Below are 26,076 nucleotides of genomic sequence, written 5' to 3'. Positions count from 1 at the left end.
ATTGGCGGCCGCTTTCGCGGCGCGACGAGCAAGATAGACCCGCGCGAAATACGATCTATGCTGCAAGGTCTGTATTTCTGTCGCGATCGTCCGAGGCATCGCGGCAACGTCCGTGGAGGCAATCCCCATGATGGACCCGCTCTCCGACGTGCTGTCGGTGCTGAAGCCGCGCAGCTACATGTTCGGCGGGTTCGATGCCGGTGGCGACTGGGCCATCCGCTTCGGCCAGCATGAGGGCATCAAGTGCTATGTCGTGGCGGGCGGTGCGTGCTGGCTTTCGGTGGACGGGGTTCCGCAGCCGGTCCGCCTGCGGACCGGGGACTGCTTCCTGCTGCCGCGCGGCCGCTCGTTCCGCCTCGCGAGCGACCTCGCGGTCGAGCCTGAGGATGCCCGGGTCTATTTCCCCACCCGGAGAAACGGCAGCATCGCCACCATCAACGGCGGCGGGGAGTTCTCCATCGTCGGCGGCCATTTCGCCCTTGCCGGCAATCATGCCGGTGTCCTGCTCGGCATGCTGCCCCCGGTGGTCCACCTGCGCAAGGAGGCCGACAAGGAGGCGCTGCGCTGGGCCATCGAGCGGATGCGGCAGGAACTGCGCGACCGGCAGCCGGGCGGATTCTTGGTGGCCCAGCACCTCGCGCACCTCGTGCTCGTCCAGGCGCTGCGGCTGCATCTGGCGGAGGGGGTCGAGGGGGGCGTCGGCTGGCTGTTCGCCCTCGCCGACCGGCAGATGAGCGCGGCGATCAACGCCATGCATGCCGAGCCGGCACGCCGGTGGACGCTGCAGGCGCTGGCGGAACGGGCCGGCATGTCGCGTTCGGTGTTCGCACTGAAGTTCAAGCAGATGGTCGGGCTTTCTGCGATGGACTACCTGACGCGCTGGCGGATGCTGCTCGCCGGCGACCGGCTCGTGAACACAGACGAGCCGATCTCGGCCATCGCGCTGGCGCTCGGCTATGAATCGGAAAGTGCGTTCAGCGCCGCGTTCAAGCGCGTCATGGGCCGCTCGCCCCGCCAATATGGCCGCGACGGCAACACGGCCGATGCCACCCCCGGCCTCTGGGAGGCCGCGGCCGGCGAAAGCTCCGGCCCGACGACGGTGGCGGCCCGATCGCCTGCATGAACCGGCCGCAGACCGACCGGCGGTCTTTCGTCAGCGCTCCGCGAGCGGCAGCACGCGGAAGGCAGCTCCGGCGCCCTGGGCCAGCAGATCGCGGAACCAGGGCATAAGCACGGCGAGTTCGTCCTTCAGCGTCCACGGCGGATTGATCACCACGAGCCCCGCCCCGGGCAACGGCCCGTCCGAAACGGTTCGCACGAACAGGTCAATGGCGAGAAGCCCACCGATGCCCGCGTCCAGCAGGCGGCGGTGCATGGTGTCAACTTGCGCGACGGACTTGATGGGATACCAGCCGATATAGGTGCCGGTCGGCCAGCGCCCGTAGGCGCGGATCAGGCCGTCGGCGAGGCGTTCCATCTCGCCGGGCTCTTCGAAGGCCGGATCGACCACCACCAGACCGCGACGCTCCTTCGGCGGCACGAACGAGCCGAGCGCGAGCCAGCCGTCGAGTTCGACCGCCTTGACCTGGCGGTCGCGAAAGAAAAGATCGGCGAGGACCTGAAAGTCGGCCGGGTGCAATTCGACCGCCGTGAGCGCGTCCTGCGGACGCAGCAGCCGGCGCATCAGCAACGGCGAGCCCGGGTAGAAGGACAGGCCTCCGTCGTCGACGCGATCGGGCGCCGTGTGCTCGGTGTTCACGGCGGCGACGACGTCGAGCCAGGGCGCGAGCAGCGCCTCCACCTCCGGCGGGCGACGGGCCGCGATCACCCGGCCGATCCCCTCGCGCCATTCGCCGGTGCGGACGGCCTCGTCGGCCGAGAGATCGTACAGCCCGATGCCGGCGTGGGTATCGATCACCCGGAACGGCGCGTCCTTCCGCCTGAGGTGCGCGATGATGCGGGCGATCACGGCGTGCTTCACCACGTCGGCGAAGTTGCCTGCATGAAAGGCGTGACGATAGTTCATCGCGAGACGCTCAAAGGCCGTTCTGTCGGGAACCGGCGAGGCGGCCAGCCGGCGCATCGGGCCGTCGCCCGCCCGCTCACGCCGCCGGAAACGGCGTCCGCGACGCTCCCCGCGGGACCGTCCACGAAAACGCCGCCCGTGGCGGGGTCAGATGGGCGGCGGTGGGCGGACGGGAGAGAACCCGCTCCCCGGACCAAGCCGATCAGATCGGCCCTGGAGGAGCGGGAAATCGGACAAAGGCGCCGTCGCCCCTTACTGCTCGTCGTCGTCCTCGTCGGGCGAGCGCTTCATGGCGCTGAGCTTGGCGAACACCGCCTGCGCGTCGAGCTCTTCCTCTTCCTCGGGCTCCGAGCGACCACCGCGCTCGAACGCCGCCAGCGCGTCCGGCGCCGTCGTCTCCTCGACGGGGATGAGGGTACCGAGGCCGGTCCCCTCTTCCTCGCGGCGCGGTGCGGACTTGGCGGCCTTCTCGACTTCCAGGTCGAGTTCGATCTGGCTGCACAGGCCGAGGCTGACCGGATCCATCGCCGTCAGGTGCTGGGCGTTCCAGTGGGTGCGCTCGCGGATCGAGGCGATCGTCGACTTGGTGGTGCCGACGAGGCGCATGATCTGCGCGTCCTTCATCTCCGGATGGTTGCGCAGCAGCCAGAGGATGGCATTCGGCCGGTCCTGCCGCTTCGAAACCGGGGTGTAGCGCGGGCCGCGGCGCTTGCTCTCGGGCACGCGCACCTTGCGATCGGCGAGCTTCAGGACGTGACCTCGGTCGATCTGGGCGCGATTGATCTCGTCGCGCGTGAGCTGGCCGGTGAGGATCGGGTCGAGCCCCTTGATGCCCTGGGCGGCCTCGCCGTCGGCGATGGCCTTCACCTCGAGCGGGTGCAGCTTGCAGAAATTCGCGATCTGCTCGAAGGTCAGGGACGTGTTCTCGACGAGCCAGACGGCGGTCGCCTTCGGCATGAGCGGCGTGGCCATCGGTCAAACTCCTCCTGTGCGCGTCCCGCGGGTTTTCCACCGCGAGAGCCCTTTTTCGACGTCATGTCGGATTGGGGAAAGCGCCATTATAAGTATGCAAGCCGCCTGACGCAAACGGAACCCGCGTGCGCGTGCCCTGCCCGCGGGCGAACGGCCCGCTGCCGTCGAAATCGCCGGGCTGTGGCACCGGTGCGCTTGACCGGATGCGGGCGCTCGACCATGGTTTCTCCATCATGGGACAAGGGGAGCGGCTGCCCGCGCTGCAGCGATTCGGCCTTGGCCTGCAGTTGCTTGTCTTGCGGACGCCTGCCATGCAGCCGCCCGCCGCGTCCTCCGCAGGGAACCGACACGATGTCCGCTCGCCATTCTCCGCTTCTCGCCTGCGTTCTCGCCGTCACCGCGCTCGCTGTCCAGCCGGCCTTCGCTGCCGATCTGGCGACCCCCGCGCCGCTGCCGGGCATGGCCGCCGCGAAGGCACCGGTGCCGGCCTGCGACGACAGTGCGGTGCAGAGCGCCGTCGCCCGCTCGATCGCCCGCGCCATTCCCTCCTACTACGACGGCGTGACCGTGCAGGGCGCCAGCCATATTCTGGAAACTGGCGTCGTCGTCGGCCCTGAGAATCCGTACGCCAAGCGCTATTGCTCGGCGCAGCTCGCCTTGTCGAGCGGCATGGTCAACCCGGCCTATTATGTCATCGCGCAGAACTATGGCTTCGTCGGCGTCTCCTGGAACGTGGAGACCTGCATGACGGGCAAGGATAAGTGGTTCGTCTACGGCGCCAACTGCTCCACCGTGATGATGCCGCCGTCGCAGTGAGCGGCAGAACGATCTCCGCACGGGGCAAAGACAGGCTTGCCGGCGTGAAGGCCGGCACGCGCTTGCGAAGGGTCGCAGAGGTCACCGCGCGCATCGTCCGGCGGTGCCTGTTCGGCGCTGGCTTGATTGCGGCCGCGCTTCAGCCCTCCCTGGCCGCCGAGCCGCCGGAGGCGCGCAACGGCGTGCCCGGCCAGTTCGATTTCTACGTGCTGTCGCTGTCCTGGTCGCCGACCTATTGCGCCGGACGCAGTTCCGCTAACGCCGGCATGCAGTGTGGCGGCGGACGGCCCTATGCGTTCGTGGTGCACGGACTCTGGCCGCAATACGAATGGGGCTATCCGTCCGACTGCCTCTCGCCCCCGCCCCGCCTGCCCCGCAAGACGGTCGACGGGATGCTCGACCTGATGCCGAGCCCGGGTCTCGTGCGCCATGAGTGGAACAAGCACGGCACCTGCTCCGGCCTCGATGCCGCCGGCTATTTCGCCGCCGTGCGCAGCGCGCGCGACGCCGTGGCCGTGCCGCCGGCCTTCGCCGCGCTCGCAGCCCCCGTCACCATTGCCCCGGCGGCGGTGGAGCGCGCGTTCCTCACCGCCAATCCGGGCCTGAAGGCGGACGGCATCTCGATCCTGTGCTCGCGCGGGCGGCTGTCCGAGGTGCGGGTGTGTCTGACGAAGGACCTGAAGTTCCGCACCTGCCAGGCCCTGGAGCGCTCCGCGTGCCGGGCCGCGACGGTGGTGATGCCGCCCGTCCGGGGCGGCAGCTGAGACCGGGGCGCGCTGTCCCGTCATCCCCGTCGCGGTTTTATTTCCCGGCCCGATTGGCTAGAGCATAGATCCGTCCGGTCGACGCGATGCGGACGAGAACAGAAAGCAGAAGATTGAACCGGGTGACATTTCCTGCCGGGCGGACCGCTCCGTCTGTTCGAAGGACGCCCCTGGCTGCCGCGGCAAGACCGGAACCTTTTCGATGACGCCACACGCCCCGCTCGTCCTCGCCTCAGGCTCCCCGCGCCGGCTGGCGCTGCTGGAACAGATCGGCGTCGTGCCCGAACACCTGTTTCCGGCGGAGCTCGATGAGAGCCCGGAACAAGGCGAGACGCCTGTGGCGCTGGCCGTGCGGCTCGCCCGCCGCAAGGCCGAGGTGGCGCGCGAGCGCTTCCGCGCCGAGGAACGCACCGCCGCTTACGTCCTCGGCGCCGACACCGTGGTGGCGACCGGCCGCCGGGTGCTGCCGAAGGCCGAGACCAGCGAGGAAGCCCATGCCTGCCTGACCCGGCTTTCCGGGCGCACGCACCGCGTCGTCACCGCCATCTGCCTCATCACGCCCGGCGGCAAGGTGCGCGAAAAGCGCGTCGAGACCCGCGTGAAATTCAAGCGGCTCTCCAGAGCGGAGATCGCCGCCTACATCGCCTCCGGCGAATGGAAGGGCAAGGCCGGCGGCTACGCGATACAGGGCCTCGCCGCCGCCTTCGTGATCGAGATCATCGGTTCGCACTATGGCGTCGTCGGGCTGCCGATCTACGAGACCGCGACCTTGCTGGCGGGCGAGGGTTATCCCGTCGTCGAATCCTGGGGCGGCGACGCCCCCGGGGCGGAGGATGCAGCGTGAGCGGCGCTGACGAGGCGCCGGAGAATGCGGCGGACGAGCGAAAGTTCAAGCCCTGCCCGATCTGCGGCAAGCTCGCCGTGAAGGCCTACCACCCGTTCTGCTCGAAGCGCTGCGCCGACGTCGACCTCAATCGGTGGCTTTCGGGCCGCTACGTGATTCCCGGCCGGGCGGTCGGCAGCGAGGACGAAGGCGACGATTCTTGATCGGCGGACCACGGATTCGACCGCCAGGGGGCCTCAAACGACGGATTCGACGTGCCTCCCGTTGACAGCGGCGGCCCCACTCTCTTAGAACGCTGCACGAATTGAGGCTGCGCGCCACGATCCGCCGACGGTGTCGGCAGCGGGGTCAGGTGCCGAAGTCTCTCGAACGGACATTTCAGGGCTTCTTCCGGTGCGCACGACCGTGGACGCTCGAACGATCGCGACGGAACCAGACCGATGAAGATCAAGAACTCGCTGAAGTCCCTGCTGACGCGCCACCGCGAGAACCGCCTCGTGCGCCGCAAGGGTCGCATCTACATCATCAACAAGAAGGCCCCGCGCTACAAGGCGCGCCAGGGCTGATTGCCTGGCGGGCGGCACGCCGCCCGGTTCAGCCGGCCAGAATCGAAATTGCGCACCCGGAATCACCGATTCCGGGTGCGCTTTCGTTTTCCCGTGAAGGTCATGACACGACCGCGCCTTTCGGGCGTGGGCAGCCTCGCGTGAGATTGGCCTTTGACCAATTCGATGGCGGGGCCCATATTTGCCTCATGAACTGCCGCGCTGCCATTCTCGCACTTGCCTTGCTTCTGCCCGCCGGCGGTGTTGCGACCGCCGCGAGCGGTCATGGCGACGCGCCGATGCAGGACGACGCCCAGGAGCGCTCGCCTCAGGCGGATGATCCCGCCGGCTCCGGCCCGAACCAGGCCTTGAGTGAATTGCCGTCGGGTGTGACCCTGGACCAGACACCGGACGCATCCACCGCCGTCGCCCAGGGACCCGACACGGCGAAGAGCCTCGATTCGCTGTTTGCGCGGCTCGCCAAGGCGAAGGACGCCGACAGCGCGGCCGTGGTCGCGCGCCAGATCGAAACCCGCTGGCTCAATTCCGGCAGTCCCACCGTCGACCTCCTGATGCGCCGGGCGACGCTGGCGCTCGCCGCCAACGACCTGCCGCTCGCGCGCGACCTCGCCGATGCCGTCGTCCGGCTGAAGCCGTCTTATGCCGAAGGATGGTCGATGCGGGCGACGATCGAGTACCAGATGGACGACTACGGCCCGGCGCTGGCCGATCTCAGGCGCACGCTGGCCCTGGAGCCGCGCCATTGGCAGGCAATGGCCGGCCTCGGCATGATTCTGGTCGATCTCGACCGCAAGAAAGCGGCGCTGGAGGCGTTCGACGCCGCCCTCGCCATCCATCCCTATCTGGAAGAAGCCCTGAAGGGCCGCGACGAACTCGCGACAGCGGTTGAGGGGCAAGAGCTCTGAACAAGTTCACCCCCTCCTCCGCGTTGCCCGGCGTAGAAGCCCCCTCCGTTTCATCCCGCCTCCGTCCGACCCGCGCCGCTGGCGACGTGACCGGATCGCTGTGGCAGGCCTTCACCGGGTTCGGCGCCATGGCCTTCGGTCCCTTCGGCATGTCGATGACGACGGCGTGGCTGCGCCAGCGCATCGAGCGCGAGTTTCCGCCGGTCGGCACCTTTCTGCCCGTGGGCGGGCTGGACCTGCACGTCGTCGACCTGCCGGGCAAGGACGCAAACGCACCCACGATCGTGGTCCTGCACGGCACAGCGAGTTCGCTGCGCGATCCTCTGGCGGCGCTGGGCGCCGATCTCGAGGGGCGGGCGCGTGTGATCTTCATCGACCGCCCCGGGCACGGCTACACCGCCGACGAGGCGGGAGCCTATGCCGGCCTTGCCGATCAGGCTGATCTCGTTGCGCAGTTGCTCGACGCCCTCGGCATCGAGCGCGCCGTACTACTCGGCCATTCCTTCGGTGGCTCGGTGGCGGCGGCGTTCACCGTGCAGCACGCCGACCGTGCGGCCGGGGCAGTCCTCGTCGCGCCTGCCACACACCCGTGGGACGACGGCTTCGCCTGGTCGCGCGGATTGATGGAAGCCCCGGTCGTCGGGGCTTTTCTGACCGATACGCTCGCCACGCCGCTGGCGCTGTCGATGCTGGACAGTTCCGTCGCGCAGGTGTTCGCGCCCGAGCCGGTGCCGCCTGGGCTGGTGGATGCCACCGGTGCGCCTCTCGCCGTGCGACCGGAGGCGATGCGCGCGACGAACCGCGAGGTCACCACCCTGAACGAACGGCTGGCGGCGCTCACGCCGCTTTACGCCGGCATCCGCGTTCCGGTCACGGTAATCGCCGGCGATGCCGACCACGTCGTCCCGATCGAGCAGCATGCGCGGCGCTTCGCCGCCCTGGTGCCGGAGGCACGGCTTGTCACCCTCAAGGGCGCAGGCCACATGCTCCATCACACCAATACGGCGACGGTGCTCGATGCGGTGGACGACGTGCTCGGGAAAGTGACGGAGAAGACGCGGCCCGTCGCGCCGGTGCGACGCCGCAGACCGCAGGCCGCAGGGTCGCCTGCCGCGAAGACAGGCTCACCCACGCAGCGCCCTCCGAAAGGGTGAGGCGCCGTCCTTGACACCGTCGGGCCTCGACACCCTTTGGGGCCGGCCGGGAGCGCGGGAGCCGGCATATTGCCGGGAGCGGCGCCGCGCCGTGATGACGACGACGCCCGAAGATGGCGGCTTAGGCCGAAGACCGCCCTATCGGGCGGTCACGTCGTCGGCGAAGGCGAGGCGCAGCAGATTGGTGGCGCCACGGGTTCCGAACGGTACGCCAGCCATGATGATGATGCGCTGGCCGGCCGCAGCGAACCCGTCCTGGATCGCGAACTTGCAAGCCTTCTCCACCATATCGTCCTGGTCCACCGCATCCTCGCTGACGACCGTGTGAAGGCCGTAGACGAGGGCGAGCCGACGCGCGGTCGACGGGATCGGGCTCAAGGCGACGAGGGGCACCTCCGGCCGCTCGCGAGCGGCACGCAGCGCCGTGGCGCCGGAAGCCGTGTAGCAGACGATGGCGGCCAGGTTCAGCGTTTCCGCGATCTGGCGGGCCGCCGCGGAAATCGCGTCGGCGCCCGTTGCCTGCGGCTCAGGACGCTGGGCGTTCAGGATGCCCGCATAATAGGGATCGCGCTCGGCCTGCTCGGCGATCTTGCTCATGGTGGCCACGGCATCGATCGGGAAGGCACCGGCAGCGGATTCCGCGGACAGCATGATGGCATCCGCGCCCTCGTAGACCGCGGTCGCCACGTCGGAGACCTCGGCGCGGGTCGGCACCGGCGAGGAGATCATCGATTCCAGCATCTGGGTCGCGACCACCACCGGCCGGCCGGCCCTGCGGCAGGCGCGCGTGATGCGCTTCTGCAGGCCCGGAACGGCCTCCAGCGGCATCTCGACACCGAGATCGCCGCGCGCCACCATCAGCGCGTCCGACATCTCGATGATCTCGTCGAGCCGCTCGATCGCCTGGGGCTTCTCGATCTTGGACAGGATGCCCGCCCGGCCCCGCGCGACCTTGCGGACTTCGGCGATGTCGTCCGGGCGCTGCACGAACGAGAGGGCGATCCAGTCGACCTCGGCCGCCAAAGCCGCGTCGAGGTCGCGGCGGTCTTTGTCGGTCAGGGCACCGATCGGAATGGTGGAGTCGGGAACGCTGACACCCTTCCGGTTCGAAATCCGCCCGCCAACCTCGACCCGCGTCACGGCGGTGCGGCCGTCGCAATGCAGGGTGACGAGGCGGATCTTGCCGTCGTCGACCAGCAGGCGGTGCCCCGGCTCAAGCGCCTGGAGAATCTCGGGATGCGGCAGGTGCACACGGTCGATATTGCCCGGTGTCGGATCGGAATCGAGCGTGAACGTCGCCCCGACCGGAAGCTGGACGGCGTCGTCCGCAAATGTGCCGACGCGCAGCTTCGGACCCTGAAGATCCGCGAGGATCGAGATCGGACGGCCGCATTCGGCTTCGACGCTGCGGATCAGGCCGACGAGACGGTTCAGCACCTCGTGGCTCGAATGGCTCATGTTGATGCGGAAGGCATCGGCGCCAGCCCTGAACAGCGCCAGGATGGTCTCCCGCTCCGACGATGCCGGACCGAGTGTGGCGAGGATCTTGACCCGTCGATTACGTCTCATCGCTTTTGCTCTCCAGCCCCCGCAGTGCCCGGCTTATCTGTCAACTGGATGGTCCAGTTGCGCTGCTCGCCGGTGTCGATCTCGAAGAAGCCCGTCCGCTCGAAGCCGCGGCGCACGCAATCTCCGATGCCCTCGATCGTAAATTCCTTTTCTCTCGTGCACATGAAGGCCTGGCCGCCCCACTCGCCGCCGTTGGCATTATCAACGGCATAAACGTAATAATAGCGGGCATTGAGGGGGCCTTCGATCACGAGACTGCACGCCCCCGCGTCGATATTCCACCAGCCTTCGGTGATCCACGTCTTCGGCGTCTTGTAGCCGATGGCCACACCGATGCCGCCCGAGGTCTTGTTGCAGAGGCGAAGATCGGCCCGCGCCGGCGTCGTCTGCGCGGCAAGGCCAAGCCCCAGCACGGCGCACGACAGCAAAGCGGGCAGCAGCGCCCGTCCCGGGTGCCCGTTCCGTCTCCACCGCAGTTTGGAAAAGTAACGCGACAGGCGGGGGCGTTCGCTTTCCGACGGCATCTCGTTACTCGGTTGGCGGACGTTTCGGTCACGGTTCATGCGCGCTTCGCCAGGTTTTGTCAACGAAAGGCCCCGGCGGAACGGCCGTTATGGCAGCGGCGCCAACCGAGGCGTTGCGCGGGTTTCTCCCTCGCCCACTCGGCGGCCGCCGTTCACCCTGAGCCACTTCACCGGAGCCTGTGCCCCTCGCCACCGGAAATGACCGGAACGATGGGAACAGCCTTCAGGCCACACGTGCGGAACCCGCGTCGGGAACACCCCGGCACGAGCACGGCGGGCTTTTTGGGCGGAGATTGAGGCATGTTCGCGTCATCGCGCGCGAGCGGCGGTCCCATCCCCCGAAAACGACACGGCTGATGTCCGTGCGGTGCGATATGCGCGAAGGTGCTGTCCCGTCGCGCCAAGTCATGGCGGCGCCAGGTCATCCCGGCGCAGAGCGTCAGCCCGGGGCAGAGCGTTAGCCCGCGGCGGCGGCGCGGCGCGGCCGGGCGACCCAGATGCCGAGGATCAGCGTCGCGGCGCCGGCCATCTGCAGCGGCGTCATGTCCTCGCCGAACACGAAATAGCCGGTGATCGCGGCCGCAAGCGCCTCCACGAAAATCACAAGCGAGGAGAACGCCGCCGGCAGATGCCCGAGCGCGAACGCCGTCAGGCCCTGGCCCCCGACATGGCTGAACACGGCGATGGAGACCAGCGAGACGACGCCGGCGAGGGTCGGCGGCCACATCGGCCCGCCGCCGGCGAGCGCGACGACGAGAAGCACCGCCGCCGTGACGACAGAGGACAGGAACATCATCTCCCCCGCCCCCATCGACTTGCGCAGCACGCGCACGACCAGCACGTAGCTGCCGAAGAACAGCGAGGTCACGACGCCGTAGAGATCACCGACCAGGCGGCCGGGATGGACCTGGAAGCCGGCTCCGACCAGAAGCGCCGCGCCGGCGATGCAGAGCGCGAGCCCCGCGACGGTGCCGCGTGCCACCGTCTCGCGGATCAGGAAGCGGGAGCCGAGCACCACCCACACCGGCGACAGCGTCGCAAGCAGGGTCGCGTTGGCGATCGTGGTGTGGTGGATGGAGAGATGCCAGAAGACGAGGTCGCCGGCGAACAGCACGCCGGCCAGCACCACCAGCGGGCTGAAACGGCGCATCAGCGGCGCGGCGCGGCGGCCGCGGCCGCGGCCGCTATTCTCGATGCGCGCCCAGATCCAAAGCAGCGGCAGCGCCATCGTGACGCGCCAGAACGCGCTGACGAAGGGATCGACCGCCGCGAACCGCACGAACACCGGCGACACGCCCATGGCGATGGCCCCGGCGAACAGCGCGACGCAGGCGACCACGAACCTGTTCTGTGCCTGGTTCGGCCCCTCCGTGGCGGGGGTAGCGGGGTCGAGGGTGGTCATGTCGGGCGGCTCTGGCGAGGGCGGCGGGCGCACTTGTTTCTGTGCATGCGATGGCGCCTTTCCCTACGCCTTCTCGCCACCGATTGCTACGGCCCGCCGAATGCCGGCGTGGCGCCGCTGCCCCGGAAAGCCAAGGCGCATGCCGGGGTGCGACGCAGCCGTTTCATCGACGACTAAGGACAGAAACCGATGCCCGCCGCTCAGGCCGCCGCGGCGGCGCGGGCCTGCGCGGACCTTTCCATCAGCGACACCCAGCAGCGCTGAGAAGCGAGGTGCAGCACGATGAGATCGGTCCAGCCCTTGCCGTGCAGTTCGAACAGCACGTCGGCCGGGAGCGCGCGGAACACCGCTTCGTCGACGACGCGGAAGCCCGTGACCACGGCTTTGCCGGAATCTGGATACTTCACCTCGGCGCTCTTCTCCGCCAGCAGGTTGTGCTTCAGAAGGGCCTGGGCGAACGCCCTGCTGCGCTCGTGCTCGAAGGCGTAGGCATCGCAGAAGGTGATGGCCGCCTTCGCCCGCTCGGTCGGGGCACCCTCGCCGTCGAAGAACGGCTCCGCCCCGTCCTTCGCCGCATCGGTGCTCAACCTGTCGCTGTCGAGGTCGATGCCGAGCATGTTCGGCGCATTGGCTTCCGCAGAAATGCCGATGAAGGGATAGCGCCGAACGTAGCCGGGCACGTACTGGCCCGCGCTCCACTGCCCGTTCTCGTCGACATAGAGATTGCGGCCGGTCTCGATGCCGGTCACCACCATCGGCATCGCCCCCTCGTCGCTGGCGAAAACGATGGGATAGTGGCAGCTCGCGATCGCGAACTCGCCGACCACGGCCGGAATGGCCGCCGCGCCAGCCGCGAAACCAAAATTCTCGCCGGGCCGAAGACCGTATCGGCCGTGGTCCTGCGAGCGCAGTAGCAACGGCCTGCGATAGAACAATGGAAGCGACGGCGTCGGATTCGTCACGGCAGGCACCCTTTCCTGAGGGCTTCCCGGCCCCACCACCGGCGGCCGAAAAGGTCTCTCTTCAACATCGATCGCGCCCCGCGCCGCGGCGGCAGCGAGGCCGTCCGGGCAGCGCCTCCGGCGCGGTCAGGGAGCTTATCCGAAGCCCGGGCTGCCCGCTACCGCCGGTCGAACGCCATTAATCCCCACCCATCACGGTAACGGCGAGAAGGTCTCTTCCTTTGAGGAGAACGGCTTCGCTCATGCCGTCGCGGCAGATCGGCGAGGCGCGGCTTCTCGTCGATATCGTACGGCCCTTCCGGCCGTTGCTCAGCCGAACAGCTCTCGCTCGCGTCCGAGCCGTCATGATTTCGATGAACGAGTGCGCGCGTGCCGTCCGGGGTTCAACAGGCCGCCTGATGGAACGGCAGTCGCATCGTCCCGGTCCGCGCCGGCCTGTCATCCCGGGATCGACCGAAAAGGATCGCTGCTGCACAGCCCGCCCTGGCATAGTCTGACGTCACACCGGCCGGACGAGGCCGGTGACGGGCAATGGAGAACACGATGAAACAGGTGATGATGTCCTGGCAGTTCTGGGCTGTCCTGTCCGCCTGCTTCGCCGCCCTAACGGCCATCTTCGCCAAGATCGGCATCGAGAATGTCGGTTCCGACTTCGCGACCTTCATCCGAACCGTCGTCATCCTGCTCGTGCTCGCGGCGATCCTGACGGCGACGGACGAGTGGCAGGGTCTCGGCACGATTTCACCGCGCACCGGCATCTTCCTCGTGCTGTCGGGCCTCGCGACCGGCGCATCGTGGATCTGCTATTTCCGGGCGCTGAAGATCGGCGATGCCGCCCGCGTCGCCCCGATCGACAAGATGAGCGTCGTCCTCGTGGCCATCTTCGGCGTCGCCTTTCTGGGCGAGAAGCTCTCGCTGCCAAACTGGCTCGGCGTCGGCCTGATCGCCTGCGGCGCCGTTCTTGTCGCCTACAGGGGATGAAGAGCGGGGTATGATGGCGCTCCCGCAATCACACCTAGCCGACATATCCTGAAGAGCCGGCACGCGGCGCCCGGCAAAGACAAGGAACTATGCCTGCGCCGCATCCTACCTCCAGAGTGCTTTCCGATCTGAACGGGACAGACCCTAGGCGGAGGTCGGCCTGCCCCTGTGCCGTGCGTTCATCGTTTCGTCGCCGTCTTCAATGGCCCGCTCCGGTTCGAAGCAAGCGAGCCATTTGGCGAGCAGCCGGTCGAGTTCGGCGCTTTCCGCCTTATCCAAGCCCTCTATGAGGCGATGCTGGTTCTCGACATGCTCGCCGATCAATGCATCGATCAGGGTGAAACCTTCGTCCGTCAGAGCCACGACACTGCCCCGACCGTCGCGTGGATCGGGTGAGCGCGAGACCAGCCCCGCCCTTTCCAGTCGGTCGATCCGGTTGGTCATCGTGCCGGAAGTAACCATCGTCCACTCGATCAGAACGGACGGGCTAAGCGCATAAGGCGGCCCGGAGCGGCGCAGCGTGGCGAGCACGTCGAAGCTCGCTGCGTTCAGCCCCTGCGCTTCGAACACTCTGTCGAGATGCGCGCTGAGATGCGTGACGAGCCGCTTCAGGCGTCCAAACATGCCCATAGGCACGACGTCGAGGTCTGGCCGCTCGCGATGCCATTGGTCGAGAATGCGATCCACCTGATCCATGGCTGGAGCATATTCCGGATATATCTTGACATCAAGCCATCTCCAGATACCTTGAAGTCAAGATAAATGGAGCTAGCCATGGCACGAATGAGCGACATCATCCTGACCGCAAGCGCGCCGGTGATCTGGGGCAGCACCTATATCGTCACCACCCAGTTGCTGCCCCCCGGCTTTCCGCTGATGGTCGGCACGTTGCGCGCTCTGCCGGCCGGCCTGATTCTCCTCGTCGCCGTCCGCCGCCTGCCGCCAAGAGACCTGCTCGGCCGCATCTTCATCCTCGGCGCGCTCAATTTCACCCTGTTCTGGGCGGCGCTGTTCGTGTCGGCCTACAGATTGCCAGGTGGCGTGGCGGCAACTCTCGGCGCCACCCAGCCGCTGATCGTGCTGCTGCTCTCAAGGCCCGCTCTTGGACTGCGCATCGAGCCGGCCGGTCTGGGCGCAGCGCTTGCCGGGATCGCCGGCGTCGGCCTGTTGATCCTGGCGCCGAACGCCGAACTCGATCCGATAGGGGCCGCCGCGGCCCTCATCGGCGCTCTATCAATGGGCGCGGGAACTGTCCTGACGCGCAAATGGCAGATGCCGGCTTCGCCGCTGACGGTCACCGCCTGGCAATTGACGGCGGGCGGCCTTCTCTTGTTACCCATCGCCCTTGTCATGGAGCCCGGCTTTCCCGTGCCGACCGCGACCAATCTCGCCGGCTTCCTGTGGCTCGGCCTGATCGGGGCCGCCCTGACATATTTCTTCTGGTTTCGCGGCATCGCCCGGCTTGGCCCGGCAGCGGTCACATCCTTCGGATTCCTGAGCCCCTTGACGGCGGTTCTCCTCGGGTGGCTGCTGCTCGGACAAGCTCTGGGCCCAGTCCAGATGATTGGGGCGGCGACTGTGCTCGTCAGTGTCTGGCTCGGCCAACGGTCAGGGCTGCGTGCGATTTCATCGGCGCCCACGCGTTGAAGCTGGTGTTTTGTGCCGACAATCGTCCGTAGACAATTCCAACGTCTCCGCCATTAGACCCGCCGCTTCGACGCTTCTCTACACGCAGGCCAGCCTTTAACCGCAGCAACCAACGATCATGTATTACGCACATTCCGGACGCGATGGCAGCAAAGCGGATTGGCAGGAATTGCGGGCTCATCTGCTCGCCACGGCCGACCTTGCCTCTCGGCTGGCCGCGCCGCTCGGCCTTGCCGCTGCGGCACACGCCGCTGGACTGTTTCACGACCTTGGAAAATACACCGCCGAATTCCAGAAGCGGCTGACGGGCGCGGATGTCCGCGTCGATCATTCCACAGCTGGCGCAATCGCCATGTTGGGGGATCTGGCTGCGGGCGCCGACAAGTCAATCGCCGAACTGATTGCCTATTGCATCGCCGGCCACCATGCGGGGCTGCCGGACAGGCAGAACGATAGTCCTGCCTGCCTGGAGCGCCGTCGTGAAACAAAGCTGCCGGCGCTGGATCCCATCTGGAAAGCAGAGCTCGTCACGCAGGTGAGCGATCTTGTGCCGAGTTTTGCGCGCAACTACCGCTCGAGGGAAGCACTGTGCTTCGGCCTGTCCGTCATGGGCCGGATGATATTCTCCTGCCTCGTGGACGCGGACTTCAAGGACACGGAAGCCTTCTACGCCGCGCTGGAAGGCCGGGTTGTGGAACGCGACTGGCCGACGCTGGATGCGCTTCTGCCCGCCTTCAGAGAGGCCTTCGACGCCCACATGCGGGGCAAGGCCAGCACCGCCACCACGCTCAACCGGCTGCGCGGCGACATTCTCGCCCATGTGCGCGGCAAGGCCGGCGAGGCACCCGGCCTCTTCACCCTCACCGTGCCCACCGGAGGCGGCAAGACACTGGCGTCGCTCGGCTTCGCCCTCGACCACGCGCAGGCCCACGGGCACCGCCGCATCATATACGCCATCCCGTTCACCTCCATCATCGACCAGACCGTGGAGGTGTTTCGCGACATTCTCGGCGACGATCATGTGCTGGCGCATCATTCGGCGGTCGAAGAGCGGACGTTCGACCCGATGCAGGGCCGCGACAGCCGGGACAAGCTGAAGCTCGCCATGGAGGATTGGGCGGCGCCGGTCATCGTCACCACCAATGTACAGTTGTTCGAAAGCCTGTTCGCGGCCCGCCCGTCCCGCGCGCGCAAGCTGCACAACATCGCGGGAAGCATCATCATCCTCGATGAGGCTCAGACCATCCCGCGCGCGCTGCTCAGGCCGTGCATCCGCATGCTGGACGAACTGGCGCGCAACTATGGTTGCACCATCGTTTTGTGCACCGCCACGCAGCCCGCCCTCGACCAGCGCAACCTGCCCGACGGCCTGCCGCTGGAGGGGCGCGAACTTTCACCGGACCCGAGTGGCCTCGCTCGGCAGCTGCGCCGGGCGCGGATCGTGCCGGCCGGACCGATGGACAATACCGCGCTGGTCGACGCACTTGTCTCGGCGAGGCAGGCTCTGGTCATCGTCAACAGCCGACGTCACGCGCTGGAGCTTTTCCAGGCGGCGCAGGCAGCCGGGCTGGATGGTCTCATTCATCTCACCACCCGCCAATGCGCCGCCCATCGCCGTCTCATACTCGACGACGTGCGGTCGCGCCTGAAGGGGGAAGCCCCCTGCCGCGTCATCGCCACCAGTCTGATCGAGGCCGGCGTGGATGTGGATTTTCCGCGCGTCTGGCGGGCTGAAGCCGGGCTGGAGCAGATCATCCAGGCCGCCGGTCGCTGCAACCGGGAAGGAAAGCTCGCCCCGGAAGACAGTATCGTTACCGTATTCTCAGCACCCGACTACCCGCCGCCGAACGAAATAAAAGACCTGATCAGCGACATGGGGCGTATGATAGACAAGCATCCGGACCTGCTCTCGCTGGATGCCATCGCCGACTATTTCGGCGAGGTCTATTGGCGCATGGGCGATCGTCTGGATGCGAAGAAGATATTAGAGAAGTTCACGATAAGCCGCCGCGGAACGGACTTCGCCTATCGCTCCGTGGCCGAGGCCTTCAAGATGATCGAGAGCGGTCTAGCGCCGGTGATCATCCCCTATGACGCGGCCGCTGAAAAAGCCGTGAGCGAACTGGGGATAGAACATATTTCCTCTGGAACGCTCGCGCGCAAATTGCAATCCTTCATCGTGCAAGTTCCGCTCAAGGCGCGTGAGCTGCTGATTCGGAATGGGCATGTTGCTTTCGCACATGCGGAAATTCGTGCCGATCAGTTCGCTGTACTAAATAACACCAGTCTATACCGGGACGATGTCGGGCTTTTGTGGGAAAATGCGGATTATATTTTGGAAGAAAGCGTGATTATCTGAATAAAACGGACAGAGATTATCGCTGGGGATGCATACCATCCATTATAGATTTACAACTTCGAATCGCGAACAAAACTTACTTCCACATTCCGTCACAACTCCCCAAAAACACGACTGAACTAAAATACGCTTCGTTACACAGAAGCGAGACGAGGTGGAAAACGACAGGGAGGGATCGTGGCGTACGGTATCCGTCTGAAGGTGTGGGGTGACTACGCCTGCTTCACCCGGCCCGAGATGAAAGTCGAACGGGTTTCCTATGATGTCATGACGCCCTCCGCGGCGCGCGGCATTCTCGAGGCGATCCATTGGAAGCCGGCGATCCGCTGGGTGGTGGATGCCATCCATGTGCTGGAGCCGATCCGCTTCCAGTCCATCCGCCGCAACGAGGTGGGCAGCAAGGCCCCGGCGGGCAAGATCAAGAGCGCGATGAAGCGCGGCGATCTGGAGGGCCTGAGCCTTCTGGTGGACGAGGATCGCCAGCAGCGTGCGTCCACCGTGCTGGTGAAACCGGCCTATGTGATCGCGGCGCATTTCGAACTGACAGGCAAGGCCGGCGCCGACGACAATGTCGGCAAGCATCTCGACACGTTCAACCGGCGCGCCGCGCGCGGCCAGTGCTTCCACCAGCCCTGCCTCGGCACCCGCGAATTCGCCGCCCACTTCGAGCTGATCGCGCCCGACGCCCCCCTGCCCCCGGCCATTTCCGAAAGCCGGGATCTCGGCTTCATGCTGTGGGACATCGACCATCAGGCGCCCGATCGCCCCTCGCTGTTCTTTCGCGCCACACTCGAAGCGGGCGTGATCCAGGTGCCGGCACCGGACTCCGCGGAGATCCGCCGATGAGCATCCTCTCCTCCCTCGTCCAAGCCTATGAGCGCCTGCCGGACGCGCCGCCCTTCGGCTTTTCCGTGGAGAAGATCGGCTTTCTCATTTCCTTGAACGAGGACGGCTCGGTCGCCCATGTGGTGGACCTGCGTGACGGCGCGGGAAAGAAGAAGGTGGCAAGGCTGCTTCCTGTGCCGGCATCCTTCAAGCGCCCCGGTATTACGCCCCGCTCCTTTTTCCTTTGGGACAACACAGCATACGTTCTCGGGGTCAGCGCAAACGAAGCGAAGGGCGCAGAGGCTCGACACCAAGCTTTTTACGACCTCCATATGGAGTTGCTGGAAGAGACGGATGATGAAGGTCTGATCGCTCTCCGCAATTTTATTTCGGCTTGGAGCCCGGATGACTTTGTAAAACTGGGCTGGCCTGAAGAGATGAAGGACCAGAATATCGTTTTCGCGCTTGAGCGAGAGCGAAGAGACCGGCTCTTACACCAGAGGGAAGCCGCCAAAGCGATTTGGGAGCGGCGCTTCGCCGATGGTGAGCGCACGCAAGCTGTGTGTCTGGTCACCGGACAGGTTGCTCCCATTGCTCGGCTTCATCCAGCCATCAAGGGCGTTTGGGGTGGTCAAGTGGCCGGCGGTTCAATCGTCTCCTTCAACCTCGACGCCTTCACCTCCTATGGCCATGAGCAGGGCGACAATGCCCCGGTCTCCGAGGCCGCCGCCTTCGCCTACACCACCGCTCTGAACCGCTTCCTGGAAAGGGACAGCGGCCACCGCATCCAGATCGGCGATGCCTCGGTGGTGTTCTGGGCGGATGCGTCCGACATCGCCGCCGCAAGCGAGGCCGAGAGCCTGTTCGCCGCCTTTATCGACCCCGGCGCGGAGGATGCGGCGGCCAGCAAGACGGTCGGCATCCAGCTGGCCCGCATTCGCGCGGGCGAGCATCTCGCGCAGGTCGCTCCGGACCTTGAGGCCGGCGTGCGCTTTTACGTCCTCGGGCTGGCGCCCAACGCAGCCCGGCTGTCGATCCGCTTCTTCTTCGAGGACAGTTTCGGCGCGCTGACCCGCAACTATCAGCGCTTCGTCTCCGACATGCACATCGAGCCGGCGCCGCGTGACGGTTACCCGCCGCTGTGGCGCTATCTGCGCGAGACGGCGTTGCTCGGCAAATCCGAGAATGTTCCGCCCAATCTCGCCGGCGAATGGATGCGCTCTGTTCTGGGCGGCACGCGCTATCCGCTGACGCTGCTCGCCACCGTGCTGACACGGGTCCGCGCCGATGGCGAGGTGAACGCCCTACGCACTGGCATTCTCAAGGCAATCCTTGTTCGCAACTACAACCGGGAGGCTCCCGTGGCGCTCGACCCGAGCAACAGAGATCGAGGCTACCTGCTGGGCCGGCTCTTCGCCGCCTATGAACAGGCGCAGAATGCCGCCCTCGGCGGCAAGGTGAACGCCACCATCAAGGACAAATTCTATGGATCGGCCTCGGCCCAGCCGCGGAAGGTCTTTTCCCTGCTGGATAAAGGTTCGGCCAACCACCTGTCGAAGGTGGGCAAGCAGTCGCCGGGGCGCCGGGTAAACCTGGAGAAGGTGATCGGCGGCATCATGGAAGCAATGGAGCCGGGAGACGATCCCTTCCCCCCGACGCTTTCCGCTGAAGAGCAGGCCCTGTTCGGCCTCGGCTACTACCACCAGCGCAACGAATTCTTCAAGAAACCCGTCGATGCCGCAGACACCGGGGAGACCGCGGAATGACCACGCTCGCCAATCGCTATGACTTCACGCTGATCTTCGATGTCGAGAACGGCAATCCGAACGGGGATCCTGATGCGGGAAACATGCCGCGTCTCGATCCCGAGACCAACAAGGGTCTGGTGAGCGACGTCAGCCTGAAACGCAAGGTTCGCAATTACATCGAGCTGGCCAAAGGCGGCCAGGACGGCTTCCACATCTATGTGGAGGAAGGCGCCATTCTGAACGAGAAGCACCGTCAGGCCTATAAGGCGCTGCGGCCGGACGACCCGAAGGCGAGCAAGGATGCCAAGCTGAACCCCAGGGACGACGCCGAGGCGGTGAAGCTGCGCGACTTCATGTGCCGCAATTTCTTCGATGTGCGCACCTTCGGCGCGGTCATGTCCACCGGCATCAATTGCGGGCAGGTGAAGGGACCGGTGCAGATGACCTTCGCCTCCTCCGTCGAGCCGATCATGCCGCTTGAGATTTCCATCACGCGCATGGCGGCGACCAATGAGGCCGAGAAGAAGCAGAAGGCGGAGGGCGACGATTCCAGCGATCGTACCGACAACCGCACCATGGGCCGCAAGCACATCGTGCCCTATGGGCTTTATGTGGCCCATGGTTTCATCTCGGCCAAGTTCGCCGAGCGGACCGGCTTTTCGGAAAGCGATCTCGACCTCCTGTTCGAGGCTCTGACCGGCATGTTCGAGCATGATCGCGCCGCCGCGCGCGGGCAGATGGCCACCCGCAAACTGATCGTGTTCAAGCACGAGCACCCCATGGGCAACGCCCCCGCCCACGCCCTGTTCGATCGCATCAGGATCGGCCGCAACGTGGATGGCGAGTTCCGGGAAATCGACGACAAGCGGATCGGCAATGAGCCCCCTGCCCGCAAATTCACCGACTACATCGTGACCATCGACCGCGAAAACCTCCCCGCGGGCGTCGAGATCATCGAAAGACTCTGAGCAATGGGAGCGCAGGCGGAAGGATCGGGGAGGACGGAGCCGGGTGAGCCCATTCCGCTCTCGGCCCTTCAGCATGCCGTCTATTGCATGCGCCAGGCGGCGCTGATCCATCTGGAGCGTCTCTGGGCGGACAATCGTTTCACGGCGGAGGGCCATGTGCTCCACGCCGTGGCGGACAAGGGCGGGGCCCGCAAGGCGCGCGGCGTTCGTCGGGCGATGGCGCTGCCGCTGGCTGAACATCGCCAGCGTCGCCGACCGGCTCGCCCTTTCGCTCATCAATCGACGGCAGCTGCGGGCGAGCGATTTCGAGCTGCGGGACGCCGGCGCCGTGTTTCTTTCCGATGAAGCGCGCAAAAAGGTTCTGACGGCATGGCAGGAACGAAAGAAGGATGAACGCCAGCACCCCTTTCTGGAGGAGAAGGCACCGCTCGGCCTGACGCCCTATCTCCAGGCACAGATGCTGGCGCGGCATCTGCGCGGCGATCTGGATGCCTACCCGCCCTGGTTCTGGAAATAGGCGGCTGCGATGCTCGTGCTGGTCACCTATGATGTACGAACCTCGGAAGGCGATGGCGGCGCCCGCCTGCGCGCGGTTGCGAAAGCATGCCGAGACTATGGGCAGCGTGTGCAGTATTCGGTGTTTGAGATTGAGGTGGATCCGGCCCAGTGGACGCGGCTGAAAGCGCGTCTTGAAGGTCTGATCAGGCCGGAGAGCGACAGTCTGCGCTACTACTACCTCGGCGCGAACGGCCGGAGAAAGATCGAGCACGTCGGCGCCAAGCCGGCAGTGGATCTGGACGGCCCCCTCATTGTCTGAGGGCACACACGCGGTGCGAACCTGAAGCGTGCCGGCGAACCCGGTGAGGTTCGCACCCGTGGCAGACCCTTGCCGGAAAACCTCTTTTGCAACCTTCCTATCCTCAAGACCGCTTTGCGCGGCCAGTTTCCGCGCAGGTTCGCGCCGCACGCCCTCTTTGCTGAACGCGTGCATCGGCTTAGAAGTCAAGCGGTCGCCCCTCCCGCAGGGGCGTGGATCGAAACAGCGCCGGGACGGTCGCGGTCGACATCAGCGTCAGGTCGCCCCTCACACAGGGGCGTGGATCGAAACCAGCGAAGAATCCGGCGACGTCATCGACCTGTTGTCGGTCGCCCCTCCCGCAGGGGCGTGGATCGAAACGGTGACGCCGCTCGGCAGCTCGTCATCGGCGCGCGTCGCCCCTCCCGCAGGGGCGTGGATCGAAACGTACTCGTCGCACTCGGACTTGGCGCGGTCAGAATGTCGCCCCTCCCGCAGGGGCGTGGATCGAAACTTGGAGACATCCGGCGACAGTGCCTTGGCCAGCAGGGTCGCCCCTCCCGCAGGGGCGTGGATCGAAACACGTTCGGCGCTTCGATTGGCGGCGGTCCATCGAAGTCGCCCCTCCCGCAGGGGCGTGGATCGAAACACACTCCCGGAGCGCAACCTCCTGCTTTATTCGTCGCCCCTCCCGCAGGGGCGTGGATCGAAACATCTTCAAGCAGGCGAAAGGGCAGGGCTTCGACGGTCGCCCCTCCCGCAGGGGCGTGGATCGAAACACGGCCCCGGCGGCTATCGCGACGTTTGGGAGGGCGTCGCCCCTCCCGCAGGGGCGTGGATCGAAACTTACCGTAGAGTACCCAGACAACGACGCCACGTTGTCGCCCCTCCCGCAGGGGCGTGGATCGAAACGGGGTCGCCAGTGCCAGTTATCCCGCGGATGGGAGCGTCGCCCCTCCCGCAGGGGCGTGGATCGAAACGCGTCCACGTCGCCGCTTTCGACGAGCGTCGCCTCGTCGCCCCTCCCGCAGGGGCGTGGATCGAAACCCCCAAAGGCCAAAGCGGCAGCCGTTAGGGGCGATGGTCGCCCCTCCCGCAGGGGCGTGGATCGAAACAGATGCTGCGACATGAGCCGCCCCAGATCAGCAGTCGCCCCTCCCGCAGGGGCGTGGATCGAAACCGGCAGCGCGGCGTCGAACTCCGCCCGCGTCAGGTCGCCCCTCCCGCAGGGGCGTGGATCGAAACGTATTTGGCGCCGGAGGCATATTCGACCGTGGTAGTCTCCCCTCCCGCAGGGGCGTGGATCGAAACCACGGGCCATGACAAGTTCTGGTCATGACCGATCGCAAAGCAAATCGTCCTGAGCGACGGGCGAGGAGGCGTTTGACGCATGCCCCCGCCTACATGGTCGCGCCGATCTGCCAGGGCACGAATTCATGGTCGCCATAACCGAGCATTTCGGATTTGGTGCGGCGGCCTGAGGCAACCTCCAGAATCTGCTCGAAGATCTCTCGGCCCTTCTGCTTGATCGACACGCCGTCAAGGATGTCGCCGCAATTGACATCCATATCGTCGACCATCCGCATATACATCGGCGTATTGGTCGCCAGCTTGATCGAGGGCGTCGGCTTTGAGCCGAAGGCGGAACCGCGCCCGGTGGTGAAGGCGAGCACATTGGCGCCTCCGGCGATCTGGCCCGTGGCGGCGACCGGATCGAAGCCGGGCGTATCCATGAACACCAGCCCCTTCCGGGTGATCGGCTCGGCATAACGATAGACGCCGGCCAGCGGAGAACTGCCGCCTTTGGCGATCGCCCCGAGCGACTTCTCCAGAATGGTGGTGAGCCCGCCCGCTTTGTTGCCGGGGGACGGATTGTTGTTCATCACGCCGCGATGGCGGGCGGCATAATCCTCCCACCAGCGGATCAGTCCGATCAGCCGCTCGCCGATCTCGGGGCTTGCCGCGCGCTGTATCAGCAGATGCTCGGCCCCGTAGATCTCCGGCGTCTCGGAGAGGATCGCAGTGCCGCCGTGGGCAACCAGCAGATCGGCGGCAATGCCCAGCGCCGGGTTGGCGGTCATGCCGGAATAGCCGTCCGAGCCGCCACATTGCAGCGCCAGCATCAGATGCGATGCCGGCACCTGCTCGCGCCGCGCCTGATTGGCGAGCGGCAGCAGGTCCTGGATGGCAGCGACGCCGGCTTCCACGGTCTTCCGCGTGCCGCCGGTCTGCTGAATGGTCAGGCTGCGGAAGCGGTCGCTCTCGACAATGCCATAGGCCTGCTTCCAGCGGTCGATCTGGAAGGCCTCGCAGCCAAGGCCGACCATAATGACAGCGGCCATGTTCGGGTTCGCGGCATAGCCCCACTGGGTGCGTTTCAGCACCTCGAAGCCTTCGCCCTCGGTGTCCATGGCGCATCCGGTGCCGTGAACCAGCGGAACGACGCCGTCTATATTGGGAAAATCGGCCAGCACCCCGGAGCGGACGATCTCCTCCGCCATGAACCGTGCCGCGGTGGCCGAGCAGTTCACCGAGCTTAATATGCCGACATAGTTGCGGGTGCCGACCCGGCCGTCCGGGCGGCGGAAGCCCGCGAAGGTGACCGGCGGCTCGATGGCGGCTGGCGGCCGGCCGGTTGGGTCAATGGCCGGTCGGGAGTTGCGCTCGAAATCCCTGAGACCGACATTGTGCTCGTGCAGCCAGGTGCCGGGCGCGATGGCGACGGTGGCGAAGCCGATGATCTGGCCGAATTTGACGATCGGCGCGCCGGCCTCGATCGCTGCCACCGCCATTTTGTGGCCGCGCGGGATGCGATCGGCAGCGACGATGCCCCCCGCCGCGACGCCGCGCTCGATGGCGTCGACCGCGACGATGAGATTGTCGTCCGGATCCATCCGAACGCTGCGCGGCGCCGGCCGCACCATGATGTCGGGCTCAACCATGGGCCAGCACCTGCTGACGCTGGGTGCCGAGCCCGGTAATGCCGAGTTCGACGCGGTCGCCGGCCTTCAGATAGCGCGGAGGATGCCGCCCCATGCCGACGCCGGGCGGCGTGCCGGTTGTGATGACGTCTCCCGGTTCGAGCCGCATGAAGCGCGAGATGTAGGACACGAGAAAATGGAGCCCGAAGATCATGGTGGCGGTGGAGCCCGACTGCATCCGCACGCCGTTGACGTCGAGCCAGAGGGTCAGGTCCTGCGGCTCGGCGATGGCGTCCGCCGTGACCAGATAGGGACCGAGCGGGCCGAAGCCCGGGCTGCTCTTGCCCTTTGTCCACTGCCCGCCGCGCTCGTTCTGGAAGGCACGCTCGGAAACATCGTGGCAGACGCAATAGCCGGCGATGACATCCGGCGCGTCAGCTTCAGGGAGATCATAGGCGGCCTCGCCGATGACCATCGCGATCTCCACCTCCCAATCGAGCTTGCTCGATCCCGGCGGCACGACGATCGGATCGTTCGGCCCGGAGATTGAAGACGGCGCCTTGTTGAACAGCACCGGCTCGGCTGGAATGGGCAGGCCGCTCTCGCGGGCATGGTCGGCATAGTTGAGCCCGACGGCGATGAAGTTGCCGACGCCGGCGACGCAGGGACCAATCCGCACAGGATCCGCAACCAGCGGCAACGCGGCGGTATCGAGGCGCCTCAAGGCCTCGATACCCGCGCGCGACAGCGTCTTACCCGATATGTCGGGAACAACGGACGAGAGATCCCGTATGAGGCCTTCGCCATCTAGCAAGCCGGGACGCTCCTGGCCGGCCGGACCGTAACGCAACAGTTTCAAGTCATTGACTCCAGATGTCCGGCAGCCCGCGAGATCAGGCCACCGTTCCCTTGCGGATGATGACGTTGCCGTAGAACAGTCGCTCTCCCGTCGCGATCACCGCGAAGGCCTGCTTCGCGCGCTCGTAGAAGGCGTAGCGTTCGATGCGCTTGAGACTGACGGCGCCGCCCGTCACCTCGCCGAGAATGGTGGCGATCTCCCGGTGCGCGGGCATCAAGGTGTCGGGCTCGCCGATGACCTCCATGCCCAGCACCGGGTCGGGCTCGGATTCATCGATCGGGAGCACGCTCAAGACCGCGCGCAGCATGCGCGGCATGTCGCTCGCTTCCATGCGCACCAGCCGGCGCGCCACGGTTTCGGCGGGGAAGCTGCCATCGGCGATGACGACTTCGTCGCCGTGGCCCATCGCGCGCAAGGCATGGAGAATGTCCGGATTCAGTATCGGGTCGATGCCGATCAGCATGGTGT

26 protein-coding genes and 1 CRISPR repeat array are annotated in these 26,076 nt (G+C 66.3%); of the genes, 16 read left to right on the top strand and 10 right to left on the bottom strand.

What is annotated here, in order from left to right; genetic code table 11:
- Positions 1 to 130 precede the first annotated feature (130 nt).
- Positions 131 to 1,123, top strand: a complete 993-nt coding sequence (locus BUF17_RS13340; RefSeq protein WP_084564705.1) for an AraC family transcriptional regulator — start codon at positions 131 to 133, stop codon at positions 1,121 to 1,123.
- A 30-nt stretch (positions 1,124 to 1,153) separates the two neighbouring features.
- Here the strand turns inward: BUF17_RS13340 and BUF17_RS13335 are convergent, their stop codons facing one another.
- Together BUF17_RS13335 and BUF17_RS13330 are read right to left on the bottom strand one after the other, a co-directional pair.
- Entirely contained in the window at positions 1,154 to 2,026 is an 873-nt protein-coding gene (locus BUF17_RS13335) for a 23S rRNA (adenine(2030)-N(6))-methyltransferase RlmJ (protein ID WP_073630017.1), read from the bottom strand.
- Between the two features lie 252 nt (positions 2,027 to 2,278).
- Complete coding sequence (locus BUF17_RS13330; RefSeq protein ID WP_073629485.1) at positions 2,279 to 2,998, bottom strand: DUF1013 domain-containing protein; 720 nt, start codon at positions 2,996 to 2,998, stop codon at positions 2,279 to 2,281.
- 351 nt (positions 2,999 to 3,349) lie between these two features.
- Here BUF17_RS13330 and BUF17_RS13325 point away from each other — a divergent pair, with 351 nt between their 5' ends.
- The 7 genes from BUF17_RS13325 (at position 3,350) to BUF17_RS13295 (ending at position 8,047) form a co-directional block, all read left to right on the top strand.
- The gene (locus BUF17_RS13325) at positions 3,350 to 3,814 is read left to right on the top strand and encodes a hypothetical protein (protein WP_073629483.1); all 465 of its coding nucleotides are present in this window, start codon (positions 3,350 to 3,352) and stop codon (positions 3,812 to 3,814) included.
- A gap of 62 nt (positions 3,815 to 3,876) precedes the next feature.
- Complete coding sequence (locus BUF17_RS13320; RefSeq protein WP_073630015.1) at positions 3,877 to 4,578, top strand: ribonuclease T2 family protein; 702 nt, start codon at positions 3,877 to 3,879, stop codon at positions 4,576 to 4,578.
- Positions 4,579 to 4,780: 202 nt separating this feature from the next.
- The gene (locus tag BUF17_RS13315) at positions 4,781 to 5,422 is read left to right on the top strand and encodes a Maf family nucleotide pyrophosphatase (protein ID WP_073629481.1); all 642 of its coding nucleotides are present in this window, start codon (positions 4,781 to 4,783) and stop codon (positions 5,420 to 5,422) included.
- Positions 5,419 to 5,625 (top strand): DNA gyrase inhibitor YacG, encoded by a 207-nt coding sequence (yacG, locus tag BUF17_RS13310; protein ID WP_073629479.1) that lies wholly within the window; start codon positions 5,419 to 5,421, stop codon positions 5,623 to 5,625. Before BUF17_RS13315 ends, yacG begins: the two co-directional genes overlap by 4 nt.
- A gap of 237 nt (positions 5,626 to 5,862) precedes the next feature.
- Positions 5,863 to 5,988 (top strand): type B 50S ribosomal protein L36, encoded by a 126-nt coding sequence (ykgO, locus tag BUF17_RS13305; protein ID WP_073629477.1) that lies wholly within the window; start codon positions 5,863 to 5,865, stop codon positions 5,986 to 5,988.
- Between the two features lie 188 nt (positions 5,989 to 6,176).
- Complete coding sequence (locus BUF17_RS13300) at positions 6,177 to 6,893, top strand: tetratricopeptide repeat protein (protein ID WP_084564633.1); 717 nt, start codon at positions 6,177 to 6,179, stop codon at positions 6,891 to 6,893.
- 86 nt (positions 6,894 to 6,979) lie between these two features.
- Positions 6,980 to 8,047, top strand: a complete 1,068-nt coding sequence (locus BUF17_RS13295) for an alpha/beta fold hydrolase (protein ID WP_073629475.1) — start codon at positions 6,980 to 6,982, stop codon at positions 8,045 to 8,047.
- A 138-nt stretch (positions 8,048 to 8,185) separates the two neighbouring features.
- On the opposite strand, the gene pyk is transcribed toward BUF17_RS13295, so the two are convergent.
- The 4 genes from pyk to BUF17_RS13275 all read right to left on the bottom strand — a co-directional run bounded on the left by pyk (position 8,186) and on the right by BUF17_RS13275 (position 12,504).
- The gene (pyk, locus tag BUF17_RS13290) at positions 8,186 to 9,616 is read right to left on the bottom strand and encodes a pyruvate kinase (RefSeq protein WP_073629473.1); all 1,431 of its coding nucleotides are present in this window, start codon (positions 9,614 to 9,616) and stop codon (positions 8,186 to 8,188) included.
- Positions 9,613 to 10,179, bottom strand: coding sequence for a DUF1036 domain-containing protein (locus BUF17_RS13285; protein WP_244530880.1), 567 nt, complete (start codon positions 10,177 to 10,179; stop codon positions 9,613 to 9,615). The genes pyk and BUF17_RS13285 overlap by 4 nt, the downstream gene beginning before the upstream one ends.
- Before the next feature lie 418 nt (positions 10,180 to 10,597).
- Positions 10,598 to 11,542 (bottom strand): DMT family transporter, encoded by a 945-nt coding sequence (locus BUF17_RS13280; protein ID WP_073630011.1) that lies wholly within the window; start codon positions 11,540 to 11,542, stop codon positions 10,598 to 10,600.
- A 200-nt stretch (positions 11,543 to 11,742) separates the two neighbouring features.
- Positions 11,743 to 12,504 (bottom strand): SapC family protein, encoded by a 762-nt coding sequence (locus BUF17_RS13275; protein ID WP_073629469.1) that lies wholly within the window; start codon positions 12,502 to 12,504, stop codon positions 11,743 to 11,745.
- Positions 12,505 to 13,047: 543 nt separating this feature from the next.
- On the opposite strand from BUF17_RS13275, the gene BUF17_RS13270 reads away from it, so the two are divergent.
- Positions 13,048 to 13,485 (top strand): EamA family transporter, encoded by a 438-nt coding sequence (locus BUF17_RS13270; protein WP_073630009.1) that lies wholly within the window; start codon positions 13,048 to 13,050, stop codon positions 13,483 to 13,485.
- Between the two features lie 144 nt (positions 13,486 to 13,629).
- Here the strand turns inward: BUF17_RS13270 and BUF17_RS13265 are convergent, their stop codons facing one another.
- On the bottom strand, positions 13,630 to 14,181 hold the full coding sequence (locus BUF17_RS13265) for a MarR family winged helix-turn-helix transcriptional regulator (protein ID WP_073629467.1): 552 nt from the start codon (positions 14,179 to 14,181) through the stop codon (positions 13,630 to 13,632).
- A gap of 78 nt (positions 14,182 to 14,259) precedes the next feature.
- Here BUF17_RS13265 and BUF17_RS13260 point away from each other — a divergent pair, with 78 nt between their 5' ends.
- The 7 genes from BUF17_RS13260 to cas2 all read left to right on the top strand — a co-directional run bounded on the left by BUF17_RS13260 (position 14,260) and on the right by cas2 (position 21,849).
- Positions 14,260 to 15,132 carry an EamA family transporter gene (locus tag BUF17_RS13260; RefSeq protein ID WP_073629465.1) on the top strand — a complete coding sequence of 291 codons (873 nt, stop codon included), beginning with the start codon at positions 14,260 to 14,262 and terminating at the stop codon, positions 15,130 to 15,132.
- Between the two features lie 118 nt (positions 15,133 to 15,250).
- Entirely contained in the window at positions 15,251 to 17,491 is a 2,241-nt protein-coding gene (locus tag BUF17_RS13255; protein WP_073629463.1) for a CRISPR-associated helicase/endonuclease Cas3, read from the top strand.
- Positions 17,492 to 17,668: 177 nt separating this feature from the next.
- Entirely contained in the window at positions 17,669 to 18,337 is a 669-nt protein-coding gene (gene cas5c / locus BUF17_RS13250) for a type I-C CRISPR-associated protein Cas5c (RefSeq protein ID WP_073629461.1), read from the top strand.
- Positions 18,334 to 20,082 carry a type I-C CRISPR-associated protein Cas8c/Csd1 gene (cas8c, locus tag BUF17_RS13245; RefSeq protein ID WP_073629459.1) on the top strand — a complete coding sequence of 583 codons (1,749 nt, stop codon included), beginning with the start codon at positions 18,334 to 18,336 and terminating at the stop codon, positions 20,080 to 20,082. Before cas5c ends, cas8c begins: the two co-directional genes overlap by 4 nt.
- The gene (gene cas7c, locus BUF17_RS13240) at positions 20,079 to 21,032 is read left to right on the top strand and encodes a type I-C CRISPR-associated protein Cas7/Csd2 (protein WP_073629457.1); all 954 of its coding nucleotides are present in this window, start codon (positions 20,079 to 20,081) and stop codon (positions 21,030 to 21,032) included. The genes cas8c and cas7c overlap by 4 nt, the downstream gene beginning before the upstream one ends.
- 154 nt (positions 21,033 to 21,186) lie before the next feature.
- Positions 21,187 to 21,549, top strand: coding sequence for a CRISPR-associated endonuclease Cas1 (locus BUF17_RS13230; RefSeq protein ID WP_244530879.1), 363 nt, complete (start codon positions 21,187 to 21,189; stop codon positions 21,547 to 21,549).
- A 9-nt stretch (positions 21,550 to 21,558) separates the two neighbouring features.
- The gene (cas2, locus tag BUF17_RS13225) at positions 21,559 to 21,849 is read left to right on the top strand and encodes a CRISPR-associated endonuclease Cas2 (RefSeq protein WP_073629455.1); all 291 of its coding nucleotides are present in this window, start codon (positions 21,559 to 21,561) and stop codon (positions 21,847 to 21,849) included.
- Positions 21,850 to 22,041: 192 nt separating this feature from the next.
- Positions 22,042 to 23,139: a CRISPR direct-repeat array (repeat unit 32 nt; unit sequence GTCGCCCCTCCCGCAGGGGCGTGGATCGAAAC).
- An 89-nt stretch (positions 23,140 to 23,228) separates the two neighbouring features.
- On the opposite strand, the gene BUF17_RS13220 is transcribed toward cas2, so the two are convergent.
- From BUF17_RS13220 to BUF17_RS13210, 3 genes are read right to left on the bottom strand one after another with little or no spacing between them, the layout of a single operon-like run.
- Positions 23,229 to 24,770 carry a UxaA family hydrolase gene (locus BUF17_RS13220; protein ID WP_084564629.1) on the bottom strand — a complete coding sequence of 514 codons (1,542 nt, stop codon included), beginning with the start codon at positions 24,768 to 24,770 and terminating at the stop codon, positions 23,229 to 23,231.
- A complete protein-coding gene (locus BUF17_RS13215) occupies positions 24,763 to 25,608 on the bottom strand; it encodes a fumarylacetoacetate hydrolase family protein (RefSeq protein ID WP_073629451.1) in 846 nt (281 codons plus the stop codon). The genes BUF17_RS13220 and BUF17_RS13215 overlap by 8 nt, the downstream gene beginning before the upstream one ends.
- Positions 25,609 to 25,642: 34 nt before the next feature.
- On the bottom strand, positions 25,643 to 26,071 hold the full coding sequence (locus tag BUF17_RS13210; RefSeq protein WP_073629449.1) for an RbsD/FucU family protein: 429 nt from the start codon (positions 26,069 to 26,071) through the stop codon (positions 25,643 to 25,645).
- Positions 26,072 to 26,076: the final 5 nt, after the last annotated feature.

This window comes from Pseudoxanthobacter soli DSM 19599 (assembly GCF_900148505.1).
Lineage (GTDB): Bacteria > Pseudomonadota > Alphaproteobacteria > Rhizobiales > Segnochrobactraceae > Pseudoxanthobacter > Pseudoxanthobacter soli.
This window is presented reverse-complemented; position numbering and strand designations above follow the sequence as displayed.